The sequence below is a fragment of the Bacillus sp. 41-22 genome, from assembly GCF_025809295.1.
In the GTDB taxonomy this organism is placed as follows: domain Bacteria; phylum Bacillota; class Bacilli; order Bacillales; family Bacillaceae_G; genus Bacillus_A; species Bacillus_A mycoides.
Window position 1 is genome coordinate 4,620,526 of sequence record NZ_CP084035.1, and the last position, 17,034, is coordinate 4,637,559.

Sequence of the window (17,034 nt, forward strand, 5' to 3'; positions counted from 1 at the left end):
CTCTATAATTTATTTTGAATTACTCGTAATTAACTTTGCTTCGATAATATATCGATCCGGTGCATCCCCTATATAATCAAATGGATAACAAGTCGTCAATGTTAATGTAGGTTCTTCTTTTTTAACAATAACGGTACGATCATCCGCATGTGTAATCCATGTCTTTTGAATTTCGTATGTGTAAGTTTTATTATCATACTCCAAAATAAGGTTATCCTTTTCTTTTAACTCTCCTAAATCTGTAAATACAGTATCTCGATGCCCACTGAGTACAGTATGTCCTCCTCCAGATGGAGTTGTCGTTAAATCACTAACAAACATACCAACTCCTTTTTTCAAAGTTGCATCATTCGCTCCCCAATAAACAGAAAATTTCTTCTTTATTTTCGGGATATTTAACATAGCCACTTTTTGGCCTTCTTTATGTTGTATTTGAGAAGAAGGTACTTGTGCATTTACTGGTACTTCGCTAGAATGCTGCTTGGATGTTTGTTGTTCAAAATTTTTAATTTCTTCTGTCGTTAAATCTTGTGCAGAACTTTTTCCTTTATACCATTCAAAAGCGTAATAGGCTCCCATTAATAAGCCTACTATCATTAACGTAAATCCAATACGATTTAGAACTGTCACTGTGAATCCCTCCATGCAAAAAATGGTAGGAGTAACCTACCATTTTTAATATATGAAATTATCCCATTCTTTATAGAACAATATTTTATTTATGCCTTAATCTTATTACGACGGTTCAAACCAAATAATGTCCCTATCGCTACAAGACATGCGCTTAATGCCATCATTGCTACATTATTTGATGCTGTGTTTGGTAATTTTTCACCTTGTACAGCTTGTTTCGCTACTTCTTGTTTCGCTGCATCATTCTTTTGCCCTGCCTTAATTGCTGCTTCTTTTTTTGCAAGAGCTTCCTTTTCTTGCACTTGTGGTGTTACTTCTTGTTTCGCTGTATCATTCTTTTGCCCTGCTTTTATTGCTTCCTCTTTTTTAGCCATATCACTTTTTTCTTGTACTTGTGCTGCTTCTTTTTTCTCTACTTCGCTCTTTTGCTGTTCCTTAATTGCTTCTTCTTTTTTAGCTTTATCTTGCTGCATTTGCGCTGATTCTTCTTTTGTTAATGTTCCAGTAGAAGCGCTCGCTACTGAAGAATATCCTACTGTTAAAAGTGTCATTGCACAAATTGGTAATAGTTTTTTTTTCATTTTATTTCTCTCCTTTTATACTTTATTCTAGTAACACATCACGTCGCACCGGATGTATTACTAGAATAAACAAGAGATGTAAATATAAGATGCAGATGAAATGGAATTCTGTTAAAGATTTCATTTTAGAAAAATAAAAAAACACCGTAATATATACGATGTTTTTTCGGGTGTGTGTCTCGATATTTATTTGTTACTTTCGCGTGATTGAGAAGTAGAAAGGGCCGGAGTGATAACTAATTGTCTCGGCTCAGTTTTCTTGAAGTGATTTTTGACGTTACACTTACGACATTGAACGACCCATGCTTTAATAGGATTTGTTAAAATAATTTTTTGCCTTTCGTTAGGGGCCTCTTCTTCCAATTTACAACTATCGCTCCACTTACTCCATTTCATTGTAAATTTAGAAGAAGAATGATCGTCTTCTCGATCAAACGTATGCAAAAAATCCATTTCTCCAGCTAGCATTACGGTGTTACTAGTTGCTAAAAAAGAAAAGGTCGTCCAATGTTTCTCCATGCCCTCCTACTCCTTTTTCACATATAGAGTGCCTAAAACTTAATTTACCTAAAATATGCTTGCCTTTTACCTTACACTTATAGTTTATCCAAAACACTACTATGCAACTATCGATTTGTCTTACAAATCACCTTACATTTTTGTAAGAAACGAAAAAACCTTCACTCTATATACGTGAAGGTTTCTCATTTCTTATCTATATGATCTTTCATATCATCAAGTCCAACTTCTTGCAGCTGTGACATCATACCGTGGGAAATTGCGCCTAATACTAAAGTCATTCCAATTAATGAAATCCGAATTGCAGGTACATCAATTATGTAAGCCAACATACCAAGAACGATTGTTAAAAGCAATGCTTTTATAAATGTTACACTTGTATACTGTTTCTTTTTCATCATAATCACCCTTCACGGAAGCGTTTTCTTAATATGATCAGTATATCATATCATCTGACTATTTTGTGGGCATTTCTGTAAAAACCTTATATCTTCTTTGACTTTTTTCTTTCTATCCTTTACAGTCGAAATGTTCACAAGTTTTACACTGTAGGAGGATTCAAATGAAAATTGAAATAAAAGACACTTTAATTTCTGAAGAACAATTACAAGAAAAAGTAAAAGAACTAGCACTTCAAATCGAACGTGATTTTGAAGGAGAAGAAATCGTTGTAATCGCTGTATTAAAAGGATCTTTCGTATTCGCTGCTGATTTAATTCGTCATATTAAAAACGAAGTAACTATCGATTTTATCTCTGCATCTAGCTACGGAAATCAAACAGAAACAACTGGAAAAGTAAAACTATTAAAAGATATCGATGTAAACATTACTGGAAAAAACGTAATTGTCGTAGAAGACATTATCGATTCTGGTTTAACACTTCACTTCTTAAAAGATCACTTCTTCATGCATAAACCAAAAGCATTGAAATTCTGTACGTTACTTGATAAACCTGAACGCCGTAAAGTGGACTTAAAAGCTGAATATGTTGGCTTCCAAATTCCAGACGAATTTATCGTTGGCTACGGTATCGACTGCGCAGAAAAATATCGTAACTTACCATTTATCGCTTCAGTTGTAACGGAGTAATATAAATAGAGTAAACTTCCATCAATTATTGATGGAAGTTTATTTTCTATCACGATTCGTAAAAGACAAAGGGAGAGAATAAAAATGACAAAGACAAAATTTGAAAAAGTACTCCTCATCGTAAATCCGAAAGCAGGACAAGGCGATTTACATACGAACTTAACAAAAATCGTACCACCTCTTGCGGCAACTTTTCCTGACCTGCATATCCTTCATACGAAAAAACAAGGTGATGCAACAAAATATTGCCAAGAGTTTGCTAGTAAAGTAGATTTAATTATAGTCTTTGGTGGTGACGGAACTGTATTTGAATGCACTAATGGCTTAGCCCCTCTTGAAACTAGACCTACACTTGCAATCATTCCAGGCGGAACTTGCAACGACTTCTCTCGCACACTTGGTGTTCCGCAAAATATTGCAGAAGCAGCGAAACTCATTACAAAAGGACATGTAAAACCAATTGATGTCGCAAAAGCAAACGGACAACACTTCTTAAACTTCTGGGGCATTGGACTCGTCTCTGAAGTATCAAACAATATCGATGCAGAAGAGAAAGCAAAGCTTGGTAAAATTGGTTACTATTTAAGCACCATTCGAACTGTAAAAAACGCTGAACCATTCCCAGTAAAAATCACTTACGACGGACAAGTATATGAAGACGAAGCTGTCCTTGTTATGGTTGGAAACGGTGAATATCTCGGGGGTATCCCATCCTTTATTCCGAACGTAAAATGTGATGACGGAACACTTGATATTTTCGTAGTCAAATCAACAGGCATTCAAGCGTTTAAAGATTATATCGGAAAAAAACTATTTGAAGACTCAAATGAAAATGACATCTTCCATGTAAAAGCGAAATCCATTCATATTGAAACAGAAGAAGAAAAAGAAGTAGATACAGATGGTGAAAGCTCTCTTCATACACCGTGTCATATTGAGTTGTTACAAGGACACTTTACGATGATTTATAATCCTGCGGTTGTTTAATCACTATCTCACTATAATTTCGATAATTACTAAACTTCTCATTTTTCAAAAAAATATAGTATGATGAATAAATAAAAGGTTGTTAACAAAAACGTTAACAACCTTTTTTGTTTTTTCTAAAAAACTTTTCAATTTAAAGGAGCGATCACATGTATTGGAGAAAAAATGATAAACCTGTAGAAGAACCAGAAGCAATTGCTGTGTGGGAATGCGAAGCAGACGACTGCCTTGGATGGATGCGTAAAAACTTTTCTTTAGAAGATAAGCCACAATGTCCGTTGTGTAAAGGTGACATGAAAAGCAGCGAACGATTACTACAGAAGTTATAATACCTTTCCCTCTTTATCTTTTATATACTGAAAAGATAGAGGATTTTATTTCTCCTTATCTACAGTACAAGTTGCTTCCTAATTATAAATAATGAAAGAAGCAGCTATTACGTAGAATAGCTGCTTCTTTCAATCTATAACTTCTTCATCGCTATAAATTCCATATAATATTCCCCTAAATTTATCTCTATTCATCATCCCCCTTACTCACTACATACTACACTTCTTTCGGAAGAACAATTTTTTTATACAATTGAACTGTAATGAAATAATAAAACACATAAATGACTAAGAAAATAATAATCGGCAGCCAAATACGGAAATATGGATTATCTATTAAGAACGAGAACATGCTCATTCCGACTAATACGTGCATTATACCTACGATCGCTGGGAACAAGAAAACTAAAAGTAACTCTTTATAAATTGATTTCGTTAATAGCTCATAACGCACACCAATTTTACGAAGCATTTGATAGCGAATAACATCTTTTGAAGCACCAGAAAGAATTTTAAACATTAAACAGCTTGCCAGCATCGCTAAGAAAGCTATGCCTAAGAAAAATCCCATAAATACTGTTCCACTGTAAGTACTGTAATATCCTTCATATAGCATATATTTACTCAAAAGATGTACTTCTTTCATATCTTTATATCTAGCTAGCTCTAATTCATCGATTTTTTTCCATTCTTCTTTATACGTTATAAAATTGTCCGTTTTCCCCAGTATTATAATTTCTTCTTTACCTTGTATCCCGTCATACATCTTTTGATCTACAATTTGTATCTTTTGACTAGGATTCATATATGTCTTTTGAAGAGACCTTAAAACATTTCCCCACTCTTCTGGAATTACATTGGTATTATCCTCATTTTTTTCTTGCCTATGGCTTAAAACGGCTCCGACAATTAGCTCCCTCGAAACAGGAACGAATCGGCTACTATTCTCGTCTTTTCCAGTAGGTGTTAGCGGACGGTTTCTTTCTAAATCTTCTTTCAATTGATAAATAAACTGCTCATCTAATTTGTATCGATATTCATTCTTTTCTTTAAATGTAATACTATCTAATATTTTCTTTTCTTCTGCTGTGGGATTTTTAATTTCGACATCATAGTATTCTGCACTCTCCACCATATTTGTGACATTATTTTTTAACGCCATACCACTGGAGATTGCACCCGCACCGAGAGCCACTAACATAGCCACTGTCGCTAATACTTTCGTTAAACTATTAATAGAAAAACTTAACTGTGCAAACGTAAATGCATTGATTCCTTTTTTACTACGATTTTTATTCGCTTTTAGTTTGTTAATAATAATGGGAAGGAATGATGCAAATAGCATATAAGTTCCTAGTGTTACTGTAATTGTAGCAATGATAAATCCTGATTCCTTTAACTCTTTCATATAAATCATCGAAGCATAACCAACTGCTAATAAAATAATTGATAAAAGTGCTACTATATTCGTTAGTTTTCCTTTAATAGGCGTACGCTCTGTATGACTATTGGAGTGAACGAGTTGTAATAGCGAATTACGCACTAGTTTCATACCATTCATAATTGCGGACAACATAAATAATGCAATGAAAAAGATGAAAGTAACAATAATTGATGGTACATAAAATGCATGATAACCACCGCCAGTAAATTCTAGTTCCTTCATCAGTAAATGTCCAACGCCTTGTGCCAAGATTATACCGACTATCACACCTACTATAAGAGATACTATTCCTAATACAATTGTTTCAATAAACATAAGCAATGTAATTTTATGCTTTTTTGCCCCTAATACCATATACATACCAAATTCTTTTTGCCGAAGTGATAATAAAAATGAATTGGCGTATAAAATATAAAATAATGTAATGAAACCTAATAAAAATGATCCTGTTTGGAAGACTGAAAAAATTCCATCCATGGAATTCCCTTCGATAAACGTTTTATTTAACGCTAACGTTTGAAACATATAAAAAATTGAAATAGACATAATAAGCCCAACTAATAAGACCATATAGTCTTTTCGTTTACTTTTTAGTCCCGACATGGAAAGTTTGAATAACATGTTGAACCTTCTTTCTTATGCTTTTTGTGTGCCTAAATCTGCAAGCACATCTAAAATCTCTTTATAAAACTCTTCACGAGTACCTCTGCGATGAATTTCTTTATACAATTCTCCATCTTGGATGAATAAAATACGTCGGCAATAACTTGCGCTTAATGGATCGTGTGTAACCATCATAATTGAAACATCCTGTTCTTCATTTAAGTTGGTCATCGCCTCTAATAAACTTTTCGCATTTTTAGAATCAAGCGCTCCTGTTGGCTCATCTCCTAAAATTATTGCTGGCTCATGTACAAGTGCACGAGCCGCCGCCGAACGTTGTTTTTGTCCACCAGATACTTCGGACGGATATTTTTGAAGAATCTCTGAAATTCCTAACATCTCTGCTACCTTTTTCACATTTAATCCAATTCTTTTCGAATGAACACCTTGCAGAGAAAGCGGTAATGCAATGTTTTCATAGATTGATAAATTTTCAAGTAAGTTAAAATCTTGAAAGATAAACCCTAGTTTCTCTGAGCGAAAATCAGATAATTCCCCTTGCTTCATTTTCGTAATATCTGTTCCAGCAATTTCAACAATTCCACCTGTCGCTTTATCTAATGTAGAAATTACATTCAATAATGTTGTTTTCCCTGAGCCAGATGGTCCCATAATTCCAACGAATTCACCCTCTTGAATCGAGAACGATACATTCTTTAGTGCATGTGATTGACTCTCATCTTTTCTACCGTATACCTTTTGTACATTCTTTGCCTCTACAACTGATGCTGTCATTTATATCCTCCTACACTTCTTTTCCAATTTTTGTTTTCCTTACATATTTCCCGAGCATTTCTTAACCCATTTCTAAGTATAGATAGCATTTCTTAATAAATAGCAGCGGATATTCTTAATATTTCTTTAAGAATATGAAAAAGCCCCAAAGCTAGTAGCTTGGGACTTTTGGTTTCTATATTCTATTTTTGAGTAAGAAATAAAGACTTTATTTCTCCTCTTTAATCTTAATTTTTGCTTGTTTCTGAAGAGCTGCATCTTCCATTTTATCTATAGATTTATGAACTGATTTTACTTCTTCTCGTGCTTTTCCAAAAGCTTCTTTTTCTTTGTTCCATACTTTTTCTTATTCCTCTTAATCTTACTCTACCTAAAAAAAGTGATATTCATCTCTTCTTCACTTTTAATAGACACTATTCTTTGCTACCCTTTAGGTTCTACTAAAATGACATCTTCTAAATCATATAAATTCGCCTTGGGTTTTGCATAAATAATATGTGCAAGACCATATTTATCGGGCTCTTGATCTATTACCTCTGCTACTTCAAGACCAGGTGGTATTTTCTGGCTCAATTCAGAGGTAATAATGCTATCACCTATTTTTATTTCTTTCGCTTTATCTGATGGAATATTATTAATTCGAAGAGCTTGTTTTTCCTTATCATACCCTGTGACAAATCCTAAAATGGATGAGTTATTTTGGAAGGTGATTGCTAAACGATTTGTTCGTTCATCTTTCGTAATTAATTTCACAACAGATGTATATTGATCTACACTCTCTACCTTTCCGATAAAACCGTTCACTGTAATAACAGCCATATCAGCCTTTACACCATGTTGTGAACCTCTATCGAGAGTAATTTCTCTATACCACTCTTCTGCTACACGGGTTACTACTGTAGCTTGAATGAAATTATATTTTCCCTGTTCCTTTAATTCTTTCGTTTTGTTGATAATTTTAGTAAGGCTTTCTTTCTCCTCACTTAACATTTGCACTTTACTCTTTAACGATTCTTGATGTTCAATTTTCCCTTTCAATACCTGATTCTCTTTATATACTTTATAGATGTCTTCTATATTATGAACAATATTTTGGACATGCTTATTATTTGTACATACATACACCATCAATAAAGCCAAAAGAATAATTGAAAGAAATAATAATATTTTCTTCTTAGAAACCTGCATAATTATCCTGCTACTCCTTACTATTTTTTATCTACATACTATAGAATACTAGTCATTGTACACAGAAGAAATACAGTTTGGATAAAGTTCAGATAAACTTTATCTTCTTTATAAAAAATTTAGAAATTATCATATACTGCCACTATATTCGAAGCTTGATCGTTACTTTATCCATGGAATGCAACTTATAATTTCTATAACTAATTATGTTTTATTTGTACTTTCTCTTTTACTTTATTAGGTATTTCATCTACTTGTACTTCCTCCCATTTCATACCATAACTTCCTTTAGATCTAATCTTTAAATATGACCCTATTCTTAAATGTTTTGAAGCAGTCATCGCGATCTTTTGCTCTTGACCGGATTCATTATATCCTTTGAATTTATATTGCCATCTACCAAAACCATCTTTCTTAGCCTCAAATTTACCATCATTGTCTACAACAGCATAATAAACATCTTCTTTAATAAATGGATTGAGTTGATCTACAATCGGTCCACCTTTCCCGATAAGTAATGTAACTCCAACTATAATCAATACGATAAACACACTTATTTTTTTCATGAAACTTTCTATTCTCCTCTTCTCAGATACTTCCCCTTAAAGGACTTCCTCTAAATCAATCGCAGCGCTATTACTTATTAAAATGTAACCAAATTTCCTAATGCTCTTCTAATTAAATTGGCAATAAGATAATAAATTGAATAACCCCATTTTCATATTCTGCTCGAATTTCTCCTTTGTGCAATTCAACAATGCTTTTTGCAATTGCAAGCCCCAAACCTGAACCTTCTACAGCTCTACTTCTTGATTGATCTTTTTTATAAAAACGCTCAAACAAATTCTCTAATTCTTTTTTTGTAAATTCTTCACTATGATTCGCTATAGAAATTTTGATATGCTGTTCTTCTCTTTGAAGTAAAACTCGAATTTCTGCTTTATCTATACTGTATTTAATTGCATTTATTAAAAGATTTTCAAACACACGTACCATTTTTTCTGAGTCCACAACAGCATATATACGATCTTCCTGAAATTCTTTCACAAAAGAAAGATTATGCTCCTCCGCTTGTGGTACTAGCTCTTCTATTAACTGATCAAGTAGTTCATTCATACACACTTCTTGCGAATCTAACGCCATATTTTCATCTGTTAGTTTTGTATACTCAAACAAATCCTCTATTAACATCTTCAACTGCTCTGATTTTGAGAAAGCAATTTTTATATACTCATCATGCTGTTCTTTATTTTCATATTTCGCATCACCTAGTAAACGTAAATACCCCATAATAGAAGTAAGTGGTGTTCTTAAATCATGTGATACATTTGTAATCAATTCACTTTTTTGCTTCTCTATTTGTTTTTCCTTTTCTATATTAGCCAAAAGCTTTTCTGCCATTTGATTAATATTAGAAGTTAATAAACCTATTTCATCTTGACCTGCCTGTTTGATTTTATATTGTAAATTACCTTTCGAAAATTCCCTTACTCCTTCTGCCATCGCTTCAATCTGATTCATCTTCCTTTTCGTTATATAAAAGAAAGACAGTATAAAAGTGATAAAACCTAGTAAAGATGGAAATGGGCTACTCTCATTCACTATATACTTCACATTTCCTTGTGGTATACCACTTGCAATGATATACATATTTTTCGTATTAACAGTAACCGGATAAAAGGTTGTAAACTCCTTACGCTTTTGTTCAGTTCCATCTTGAATTAAATTTTGCGCCTCTACATATCGTACTTGATCCATTTTAAAATCCATCACATTACGCATCGTCTCATGAAGATTGATTTGTTCTTCCGGCGCTCCCTTTGTTTTATAAACGACTTTCCCATTCTCATCTATTATTAAAATTTTCAGTTGATTTTGATGATTCGATTGATCAAGCAGTTCTTGTATATTAATTTCCTTACCTTCCTCTGTTATACTTCCAACAAGCCATTGTGTCTGTCCATCAATGGCTTCCATACCTGATGCATAATCAATGATAGAAATTTTATTCGCATCCTCGAAAAAGGAAGATGAAGACCATCCTACTAATACACCGAGTAACGTACAGAAAGTAAATGTAGCAATTAGCTGTATCCGTATACTTTTTTCCAAATAACTCACTGTTTTACCTATCATTTTTTTAAAAATTTGATTCATCCATATTATCGGTTCAAATATCTTTCTCAATCTTGTAGCCAACTCCCCATACTGTTTTAATATAACGAGGCTTTCTTGGAATCGCCTCTATCTTTTCGCGTATTTTCCGAATATGTACCATCACGGTATTATCGGATTGGAAAGCTTGTTCTTTCCATACTCTTTCATAAATTTGCGCTGCATTTAATACCATTCCTTGATTTCGTGCGAGCAATTCTAATACCTCAAACTCTCTCGGTGTCAATTTCACTTCTTCATTTGCAATAATGACCTGACGCGTTACTATATTTATCTTTATATCTCCAACTTCAAATACACTTTCATCTTTTACGCTTGTCCCGCTCATTTTCATATATCTCCGAAGTTGTGATTTAATCCGAGCAATGAGTTCCAGCGGATTAAATGGTTTTGCTACGTAATCATCTGCCCCAGTTGTTAACCCTAAAATCTTGTCCATATCTTGCGTTTTTGCCGACAGCATAATAATAGGCATTTCCGCTATTTCTCTCACTTTCATACACATATGAATGCCATCTATTTTCGGCATCATAATATCAAGTACAATTAGATGCACGTCTCTTTTCTTTACTATTTCTAACCCCTCTTCACCATCTACAGCTTGTAATACTTCGTATCCTTCATTCTTTAAATAGATAGCGATAAGTTTTCTAATTTCCTTCTCATCGTCCACGATTAGTATCGTTCCTTTACTCACAAAATCTCCTCCAGCATCATTTACCAAACTAAGAATGTTGCTTTATTTCACTCACTACTGCATTCTTCTTATGCATATACACATAAGAAATACTACAAACTACAATAACGATGCCACCAAAATATATACCGTACTCGGTCGCAAGGGTTACTATCACTTCTATATGCTTTCCAAATATAGAACCTAGTACAAAATAAACTAACGTCCAGACAAATCCTGTTACATATGAATAAATCGCATATGTCTTAAAAGACATGTTATTCATTCCTACTAAATACGGTACGATATGCCTCACAACAGGTATAAAATAACTTATAACTAATGCATAATGACCATATTTCCCTATCATCTCTTGCGATTTTAGAAGATACTTCATCTTTTTCTTTTTCATCAATTTATTAAGCACTTTTATGCCAAAGATTTTCCCGAGTATATACCCTAAAGAAAGGCCGGATACAACGCCTAAATACGTTAATAAAAAGGCGGGAATCAAATTCAATATACCCATCGATGATACAAATCCACCACTCATTACAATCATTTCATCTGGAATCGGCATACCGATAATACCAAGCCATAAACAAAAAAATAGTGCCCAATAACCATACTGCTCAATGTATGACATTAATTCATGTAGCTCCATTATGCATATGCTCCCCTTAGCTCTTTTTTACAGCTAAAGACGTAAGCTGGAGGGAAATTGAACCACACTTTTTCTAGTGTAATTTCAGGGAAGAAATGCTGTATAAATCCTTTTTTCACAAGTGAATATTGAAATGTAATAAATTCTCCATTCTCATGTATCGTTTCCATTACACTGTTTAAAATGCGCTTTGAAACCTCTTCTGGTAAAGAAGTGAAAGGCAATCCCGATAAGACGTAATCAATACATTCTATATTCAATTGTTCCATATACTTCTTTATATTTTCCGCTGAGCCGTGTATAACAATCACGTTCTGCTCATCTTTAAATTTTCTCTTTAACTCTTTGAAAAATACTTCATTAATTTCAATAAGAAGAAATATTGTCTCCTTCTTCTTTCTCTTCATAATTTCTTTCGTAAAGGCTCCTGTACCAGGCCCTAGCTCTACAATGCATTTCGCTCTATTAAAATCAATTACATCTACCATTTTCTTTGCTAATATCTTTGAACTTGGCGCAATCGCACCAGTATGTTTCGGATGTTTAATAAATTCATTTAAGAATGTTATGAGCTGCATGTAACTTCTCTCCATTCGTTCAATAGTTTTCAACTTGTGTTTAAGTATAACTATCGTTTCTTAACAAAAATTGAGGAGATTTCTTAAGATTTTATGAAGATGAAGGAAATCTCCTTATTTACTATAAGCAGATATAAAAATTGAATTACAAGGATAAACGACTCGAACATATACGAATAAGGCATCTTGTTTATTTACCATGAATGATCATGATCCTACTCCGATTTTGTATAGCGAAGTTACTATTTTTATGTTAGAATCCTCTAAGATATTTGAAATTAGTATAGAAATCATTTTTGGAGGCTTTATGAATAATCAAAACGATAATAAATCAAATGCATTATTTGCAGCTATACAAATAGTGCTACCACTTTTATTACCTATTCTTGTCCCTACATTTTTAATAGTGGGAATGAAAAAGTGGATGCCCGATGAAGTTAAGTATCCAAGCATAATATCATTGTTCGCATTATGTATGGGATTTTTCATAGTAGGAATTCTCTTCTCTATTGTTTTACGTTTATGTAAATTATCTGAGGAAAAATTAAAGGAATTAGGATTTTTAGGATTTACACTTTCGGCTGTTAGCACATTTCTAAGTTTTTATGTAGGTTACTTTTGGTTGGCAGACCTTAACTTCACATCAGTTGAATTATCACCTCATGCCGTATTAATTTTCGCTATTCTATGTACCTTGCTATTGGAAGGTATTTTTAAAGTAATGGACATGTTTGATAGTTCGGACGAAAATAAAGCTCACGTATAGACAAAAAAGCATTCGACTAACATGTTAGTCGGATGCTTTTTTACTAAGATAAAACAACTCTTTCATTACTTCGCGCTCACAATCTTATAATAAGAGCGAACTGTTAAGAAGTAATATCCGATATAAATAACGCTGTATACTCCGATACTAATTAGAAGCGGAATCATAATTTCAAATGGTAGTATGTTCCCTAAACCTTTTAATGCAAACAAACTGTGTAGAATTCCGATTACTAGTGGAATTGCAAAGATAAAGCTCACTTGTTTTGCAATAGCTTTTTTCATTTCTTGTTTCGTTACACCGACTTTATGAAGGACAACGTAACGCTCACGATCTGCACTTGCTTCTGTTAGCTGTTTGAAGTAAATAATAGAACCTGTTGCTAGTAAGAATACAAGTCCTAAGAACATTCCGATGAACATCATTAGTCCAGTTGCTTCAAGTCCCATATGGAAACCAGTATAGAAGTCTCTAAATGGTGGTGCCATTTCTGATTCACTAGCTGGCATCACTTTTGTTAATTTTTCTGTTAATACTTTACTGTTTCTTTCATCTTTTACATCAATATTTTTTACAACACGTGTTCCAAATGCTTGCTTCGCCTGTTCATACATTTCATCTGAAACGACAACAACTAATTCACCTAAGTTCGTAATTGCATTATTATTTGCACCTTGGATCGTCAATGTCTTCGTTTCATTTCCAATTTGGAATACCGCTTTATTTCCTTTATATTCAGGGCTAAACTCATACCCTTCAATATAAGAACTATCATATATAAATGCTTCGCCAGTAGCTATATTCACTGTTTCCGCATCGATTTTTTTCGCAAGTTTGTTGAATTCAGATTGAGATATAAATTGATATTTCTCTGAGATACTGTAGTTCATATTAAAGATGAAATCGACTTTAGCTCCTTCAAACTTTCCTTTTACAGGAACCATCTCAACTTCAAATTGATCTTTTACAGGGTGATTCTCTTTCTCTTCAGCAAAAATCGCATTTACTTTCTTATCTAGTTCTACATCTTTCTTCTCATAAGAGTAGCTGTATGGTGCAACTGCTTTTGATTGTGTAAATGTGTTGTAATACATCGTAACTGACGTACCAACCGCCGTTAATGTTACTGCACTTAAAATAGAAATTGTCGCAAGTGACTTTGCATTTCCTTTAATACGATATAGTAACTGTGACGTCGTTATCATATTCATACCGTTATAAAACGATGATTTATTATTTCTTGCACGTTTCAATACGAATACTGTAAAGAACATAAATAGTAAATACGTACCTAATACTGTCGCAAGTAATATATAAAGTGCGACTGCCATAAAGTTTGCATACATAACTGCCTTCATAAACATTAACGCTAAGAAATAACCTGAGCCGATTAAGAAAACTGAAATTAACGCCATAATTACGGATCCTTTTGGCATTGCTTCTCCTTCACGCTCTGCGCGGAAAAGTTCAATTAACTTAAAGCGATAAATTAAACGATACCCTTGAAGTGATGTATATAAAATAATCACAAAGAAAATAATTGCTGTATCAATAATCGCAGCCATCGGTACTTCAAAATGAACATTTAAGTTTAATCCCATCATACTTACTAGTAGTTCAAGGAATAGTTTCGAAAGGACGCTACCGATCGCAATCCCGATAATTAAAGACATTAATCCCATTAACATATTTTCATAAAAGAGCATTTTACCGATCTGTCTTTTTCGGATACCAAGTAACGAATATAGCCCAACTTCTTTTTTACGTTTTCTTGTAAAGAAACCGTTCGAATATATAATAAACACTGCTACGAAAATGATTAGCATTACACTGGAAACTTGGAATGCACCGCTAATCTTTTTTGATGCTTCCGCTGCTTTTTCCATTTGTGAATTATATTGCAGTGCTTTAAATGTAAAGTAAATTACGATACTAAATATCATAGATGCAAAATATACAAAGTAGTCTTTAAAGTTCCGCTGTATGTTGCGGAGGGCAATGCTAGATAAGGTCATCAGCCATACCTCCAGAAATGGAAGACATTACGTCAACGACTTTTTGGAAGAACTGTTTACGTGTTAATTCACCACGGTGTAATTCTTTATATAACTCACCATCTTTAATGAAAATAACTCGTTTACAATAACTAGCCGCAAACGCATCATGCGTTACCATTAAAATTGTAGAATTATCATATTCATTTAACGACTTCATACTTTCTAATAAATCTGTCGCTGATTTAGAATCAAGTGCTCCAGTCGGCTCGTCCCCAAATATCATACTAGGACTTGTAACGATCGCACGCGATGCTGCGCAGCGCTGCTTCTGTCCACCGGATACTTGATATGGGAACTGACTTAAAATATGATCAATACCGAATTTCTTTGAGATTTCAAGAACGCGGCGATCAATCTCACTCGCTTTCACCTTTGATAACGCAAGAGGTAACGCAATATTCTCTTTCACCGTTAACGTATCTAATAAGTTATAATCTTGGAAAATGAAACCTAAATGATCACGGCGGAATAACGCTAGCTTATCATCGTTCATCTTCACGATATCTTTTCCATCAATTAAAATTTCACCGTTCGTCGCATTATCAATTGTAGAAAGAACATTTAAAAGAGTCGTCTTACCCGAACCAGAAGGCCCCATAATTCCAACGAACTCCCCTTCTTTTACTTGTAAGTTAATACCTTTTAAAGCTGCAAATTTATTCCCACCTGTGTCATATACTTTTTCAATATTTTTTGCTTCTAACACTGTTTTCATCTCGACATCCCTCATTTCTTCTATTCTCTATTTTCAACTATATACACTCTCTACTCTTGCCACTATCGATGTTTCTTACACAAACATGACAGTTATGTAAGGCACATAAGTAAAGACATCAGAATTTAACCTAATGTACTAAAGTACTTTGTTACTATAACATTGGGATATCATGCCATCCATTCATTCTCCTTACAGGAACATTACAATTTTGTAAGGTTAAAAATGCCCCCACAAAGTTGTGCATGAAATGTCGGATGGAGCTATTTCGTTCCTGATATTCTATATACAAAGGAGGTCATATAATGGATTCACTTAAAAATATGAATGCGGCAATGCAGTATATTGAAGACAACCTTACACACGAAATTGATTTTAAAGAAGTCGCAAAAATAGCTTTCTGCTCCGAATATCATTTCAAAAGAATGTTTTCTTTTCTAGCTGGCATATCACTATCAGAATATATTCGCTGTAGACGTCTTACCCTTGCTGCCTTTGAACTAAAAGATAGCAATGCAAAAGTCATTGATGTCGCTATAAAATATGGATACAACTCACCAGATTCATTTACACGTGCATTTCAAAATTTGCACGGAATAACGCCTTCAGAAGCTCGCAGTACTAGTCGTTCTTTGAAAGCTTATTCACCAATGACCTTCCAACTATCCATTCAAGGAGGAAATGAAATGAACTATCGAATTGAAGAAAAAGGGCCATTTCAAATCATTGGTATACAAAAACGAGTACCGATTGTTTTTAATGGGGTAAACGAAGAAATTGCTTCTATGTGGAAAAGTTTAGACAGCCAATCAATCGACATATTAAAGTCCCTTTCAAATATTGAACCTACAGGCATTATTAGTGCTTCTACGAATTTTTCTGAAGGAAGAATGGAAGAAAAAGGCGAACTCGATCACTACATTGGAGTTGCCACAACGAAAACTTGTCCAGAGCAATTCACACAACTTGAAGTATTAGCTTCAACATGGGCTATATTTGAAGCTGTCGGTCCATTTCCTGATGCATTACAAAATGTGTGGGGACGTATTTATTCCGAATGGTTCCCTTCTTCGAACTATGAACTAGCGGAAGGACCGGAAATATTGTGGAATGAAAGTAAAGACGTATCATCGCCGAATTTCAGAAGCGAGATATGGGTACCTGTTTTAAAAAAGTAATATAAAGGTCTAAAATTTTTCAAAATAAAGAAGCTGCTCTTCCTCTTTAAAGGAAA

At 33.7% G+C, this 17,034-nt stretch carries 19 protein-coding genes; 5 read left to right on the forward strand and 14 right to left on the reverse strand.

All coding sequences use genetic code 11. From position 1 onward, the window contains the following. Positions 1–9 precede the first annotated feature (9 nt). From LCF45_RS23760 to LCF45_RS23775, 4 genes are all read right to left on the reverse strand, one after another. Complete coding sequence (locus LCF45_RS23760) at positions 10–630, reverse strand: class D sortase (protein ID WP_033731505.1); 621 nt, start codon at positions 628–630, stop codon at positions 10–12. A gap of 89 nt (positions 631–719) precedes the next feature. Next, positions 720–1,214, reverse strand: a complete 495-nt coding sequence (locus LCF45_RS23765) for an LPXTG cell wall anchor domain-containing protein (protein ID WP_263894323.1) — start codon at positions 1,212–1,214, stop codon at positions 720–722. Between the two features lie 186 nt (positions 1,215–1,400). After that, entirely contained in the window at positions 1,401–1,733 is a 333-nt protein-coding gene (locus LCF45_RS23770; RefSeq protein WP_000410949.1) for a hypothetical protein, read from the reverse strand. A 185-nt stretch (positions 1,734–1,918) separates the two neighbouring features. Further along, positions 1,919–2,134: a hypothetical protein gene (locus tag LCF45_RS23775; RefSeq protein WP_002129607.1), complete on the reverse strand. Its 216-nt coding sequence runs from the start codon at positions 2,132–2,134 to the stop codon at positions 1,919–1,921. A gap of 161 nt (positions 2,135–2,295) precedes the next feature. Here LCF45_RS23775 and hpt point away from each other — a divergent pair, with 161 nt between their 5' ends. The 3 genes from hpt to LCF45_RS23790 all read left to right on the forward strand — a co-directional run bounded on the left by hpt (position 2,296) and on the right by LCF45_RS23790 (position 4,139). After that, positions 2,296–2,823 carry a hypoxanthine phosphoribosyltransferase gene (hpt, locus tag LCF45_RS23780; RefSeq protein ID WP_000687586.1) on the forward strand — a complete coding sequence of 176 codons (528 nt, stop codon included), beginning with the start codon at positions 2,296–2,298 and terminating at the stop codon, positions 2,821–2,823. Positions 2,824–2,907: 84 nt separating this feature from the next. Further along, positions 2,908–3,810: a diacylglycerol/lipid kinase family protein gene (locus LCF45_RS23785; protein WP_263894324.1), complete on the forward strand. Its 903-nt coding sequence runs from the start codon at positions 2,908–2,910 to the stop codon at positions 3,808–3,810. 149 nt (positions 3,811–3,959) lie between these two features. Further along, the gene (locus LCF45_RS23790) at positions 3,960–4,139 is read left to right on the forward strand and encodes a cold-inducible protein YdjO-related protein (RefSeq protein WP_002067775.1); all 180 of its coding nucleotides are present in this window, start codon (positions 3,960–3,962) and stop codon (positions 4,137–4,139) included. A gap of 217 nt (positions 4,140–4,356) precedes the next feature. Here the strand turns inward: LCF45_RS23790 and LCF45_RS23795 are convergent, their stop codons facing one another. From LCF45_RS23795 to LCF45_RS23830, 8 genes are all read right to left on the reverse strand, one after another. Next, a complete protein-coding gene (locus LCF45_RS23795) occupies positions 4,357–6,204 on the reverse strand; it encodes an FtsX-like permease family protein (RefSeq protein WP_215574047.1) in 1,848 nt (615 codons plus the stop codon). Positions 6,205–6,219: 15 nt separating this feature from the next. Next, positions 6,220–6,981 carry an ABC transporter ATP-binding protein gene (locus tag LCF45_RS23800; protein WP_263894325.1) on the reverse strand — a complete coding sequence of 254 codons (762 nt, stop codon included), beginning with the start codon at positions 6,979–6,981 and terminating at the stop codon, positions 6,220–6,222. A gap of 423 nt (positions 6,982–7,404) precedes the next feature. Beyond that, a complete protein-coding gene (gene mreC, locus LCF45_RS23805) occupies positions 7,405–8,169 on the reverse strand; it encodes a rod shape-determining protein MreC (protein ID WP_263894326.1) in 765 nt (254 codons plus the stop codon). 200 nt (positions 8,170–8,369) lie between these two features. Beyond that, positions 8,370–8,735 carry a YxeA family protein gene (locus LCF45_RS23810; RefSeq protein ID WP_003192005.1) on the reverse strand — a complete coding sequence of 122 codons (366 nt, stop codon included), beginning with the start codon at positions 8,733–8,735 and terminating at the stop codon, positions 8,370–8,372. Between the two features lie 112 nt (positions 8,736–8,847). Further along, positions 8,848–10,356 (reverse strand): sensor histidine kinase, encoded by a 1,509-nt coding sequence (locus tag LCF45_RS23815; protein ID WP_016127568.1) that lies wholly within the window; start codon positions 10,354–10,356, stop codon positions 8,848–8,850. Beyond that, on the reverse strand, positions 10,340–11,041 hold the full coding sequence (locus tag LCF45_RS23820; protein WP_000033680.1) for a response regulator transcription factor: 702 nt from the start codon (positions 11,039–11,041) through the stop codon (positions 10,340–10,342). Before LCF45_RS23820 ends, LCF45_RS23815 begins: the two co-directional genes overlap by 17 nt. A 28-nt stretch (positions 11,042–11,069) precedes the next feature. Further along, complete coding sequence (locus tag LCF45_RS23825; RefSeq protein ID WP_000418950.1) at positions 11,070–11,684, reverse strand: DedA family protein; 615 nt, start codon at positions 11,682–11,684, stop codon at positions 11,070–11,072. Further along, the gene (locus LCF45_RS23830; protein ID WP_078203705.1) at positions 11,684–12,262 is read right to left on the reverse strand and encodes a class I SAM-dependent methyltransferase; all 579 of its coding nucleotides are present in this window, start codon (positions 12,260–12,262) and stop codon (positions 11,684–11,686) included. Before LCF45_RS23830 ends, LCF45_RS23825 begins: the two co-directional genes overlap by 1 nt. Before the next feature lie 307 nt (positions 12,263–12,569). Here LCF45_RS23830 and LCF45_RS23835 point away from each other — a divergent pair, with 307 nt between their 5' ends. Then, entirely contained in the window at positions 12,570–13,028 is a 459-nt protein-coding gene (locus LCF45_RS23835; RefSeq protein WP_001064712.1) for a hypothetical protein, read from the forward strand. Positions 13,029–13,093: 65 nt separating this feature from the next. Here the strand turns inward: LCF45_RS23835 and LCF45_RS23840 are convergent, their stop codons facing one another. Continuing rightward, positions 13,094–15,043 carry an ABC transporter permease gene (locus tag LCF45_RS23840; RefSeq protein WP_033731526.1) on the reverse strand — a complete coding sequence of 650 codons (1,950 nt, stop codon included), beginning with the start codon at positions 15,041–15,043 and terminating at the stop codon, positions 13,094–13,096. Further along, positions 15,030–15,800, reverse strand: coding sequence for an ABC transporter ATP-binding protein (locus LCF45_RS23845; RefSeq protein WP_000859658.1), 771 nt, complete (start codon positions 15,798–15,800; stop codon positions 15,030–15,032). Before LCF45_RS23845 ends, LCF45_RS23840 begins: the two co-directional genes overlap by 14 nt. Positions 15,801–16,105: 305 nt before the next feature. On the opposite strand from LCF45_RS23845, the gene LCF45_RS23850 reads away from it, so the two are divergent. After that, positions 16,106–16,978, forward strand: coding sequence for an AraC family transcriptional regulator (locus LCF45_RS23850; RefSeq protein ID WP_000377692.1), 873 nt, complete (start codon positions 16,106–16,108; stop codon positions 16,976–16,978). Positions 16,979–17,034: the final 56 nt, after the last annotated feature.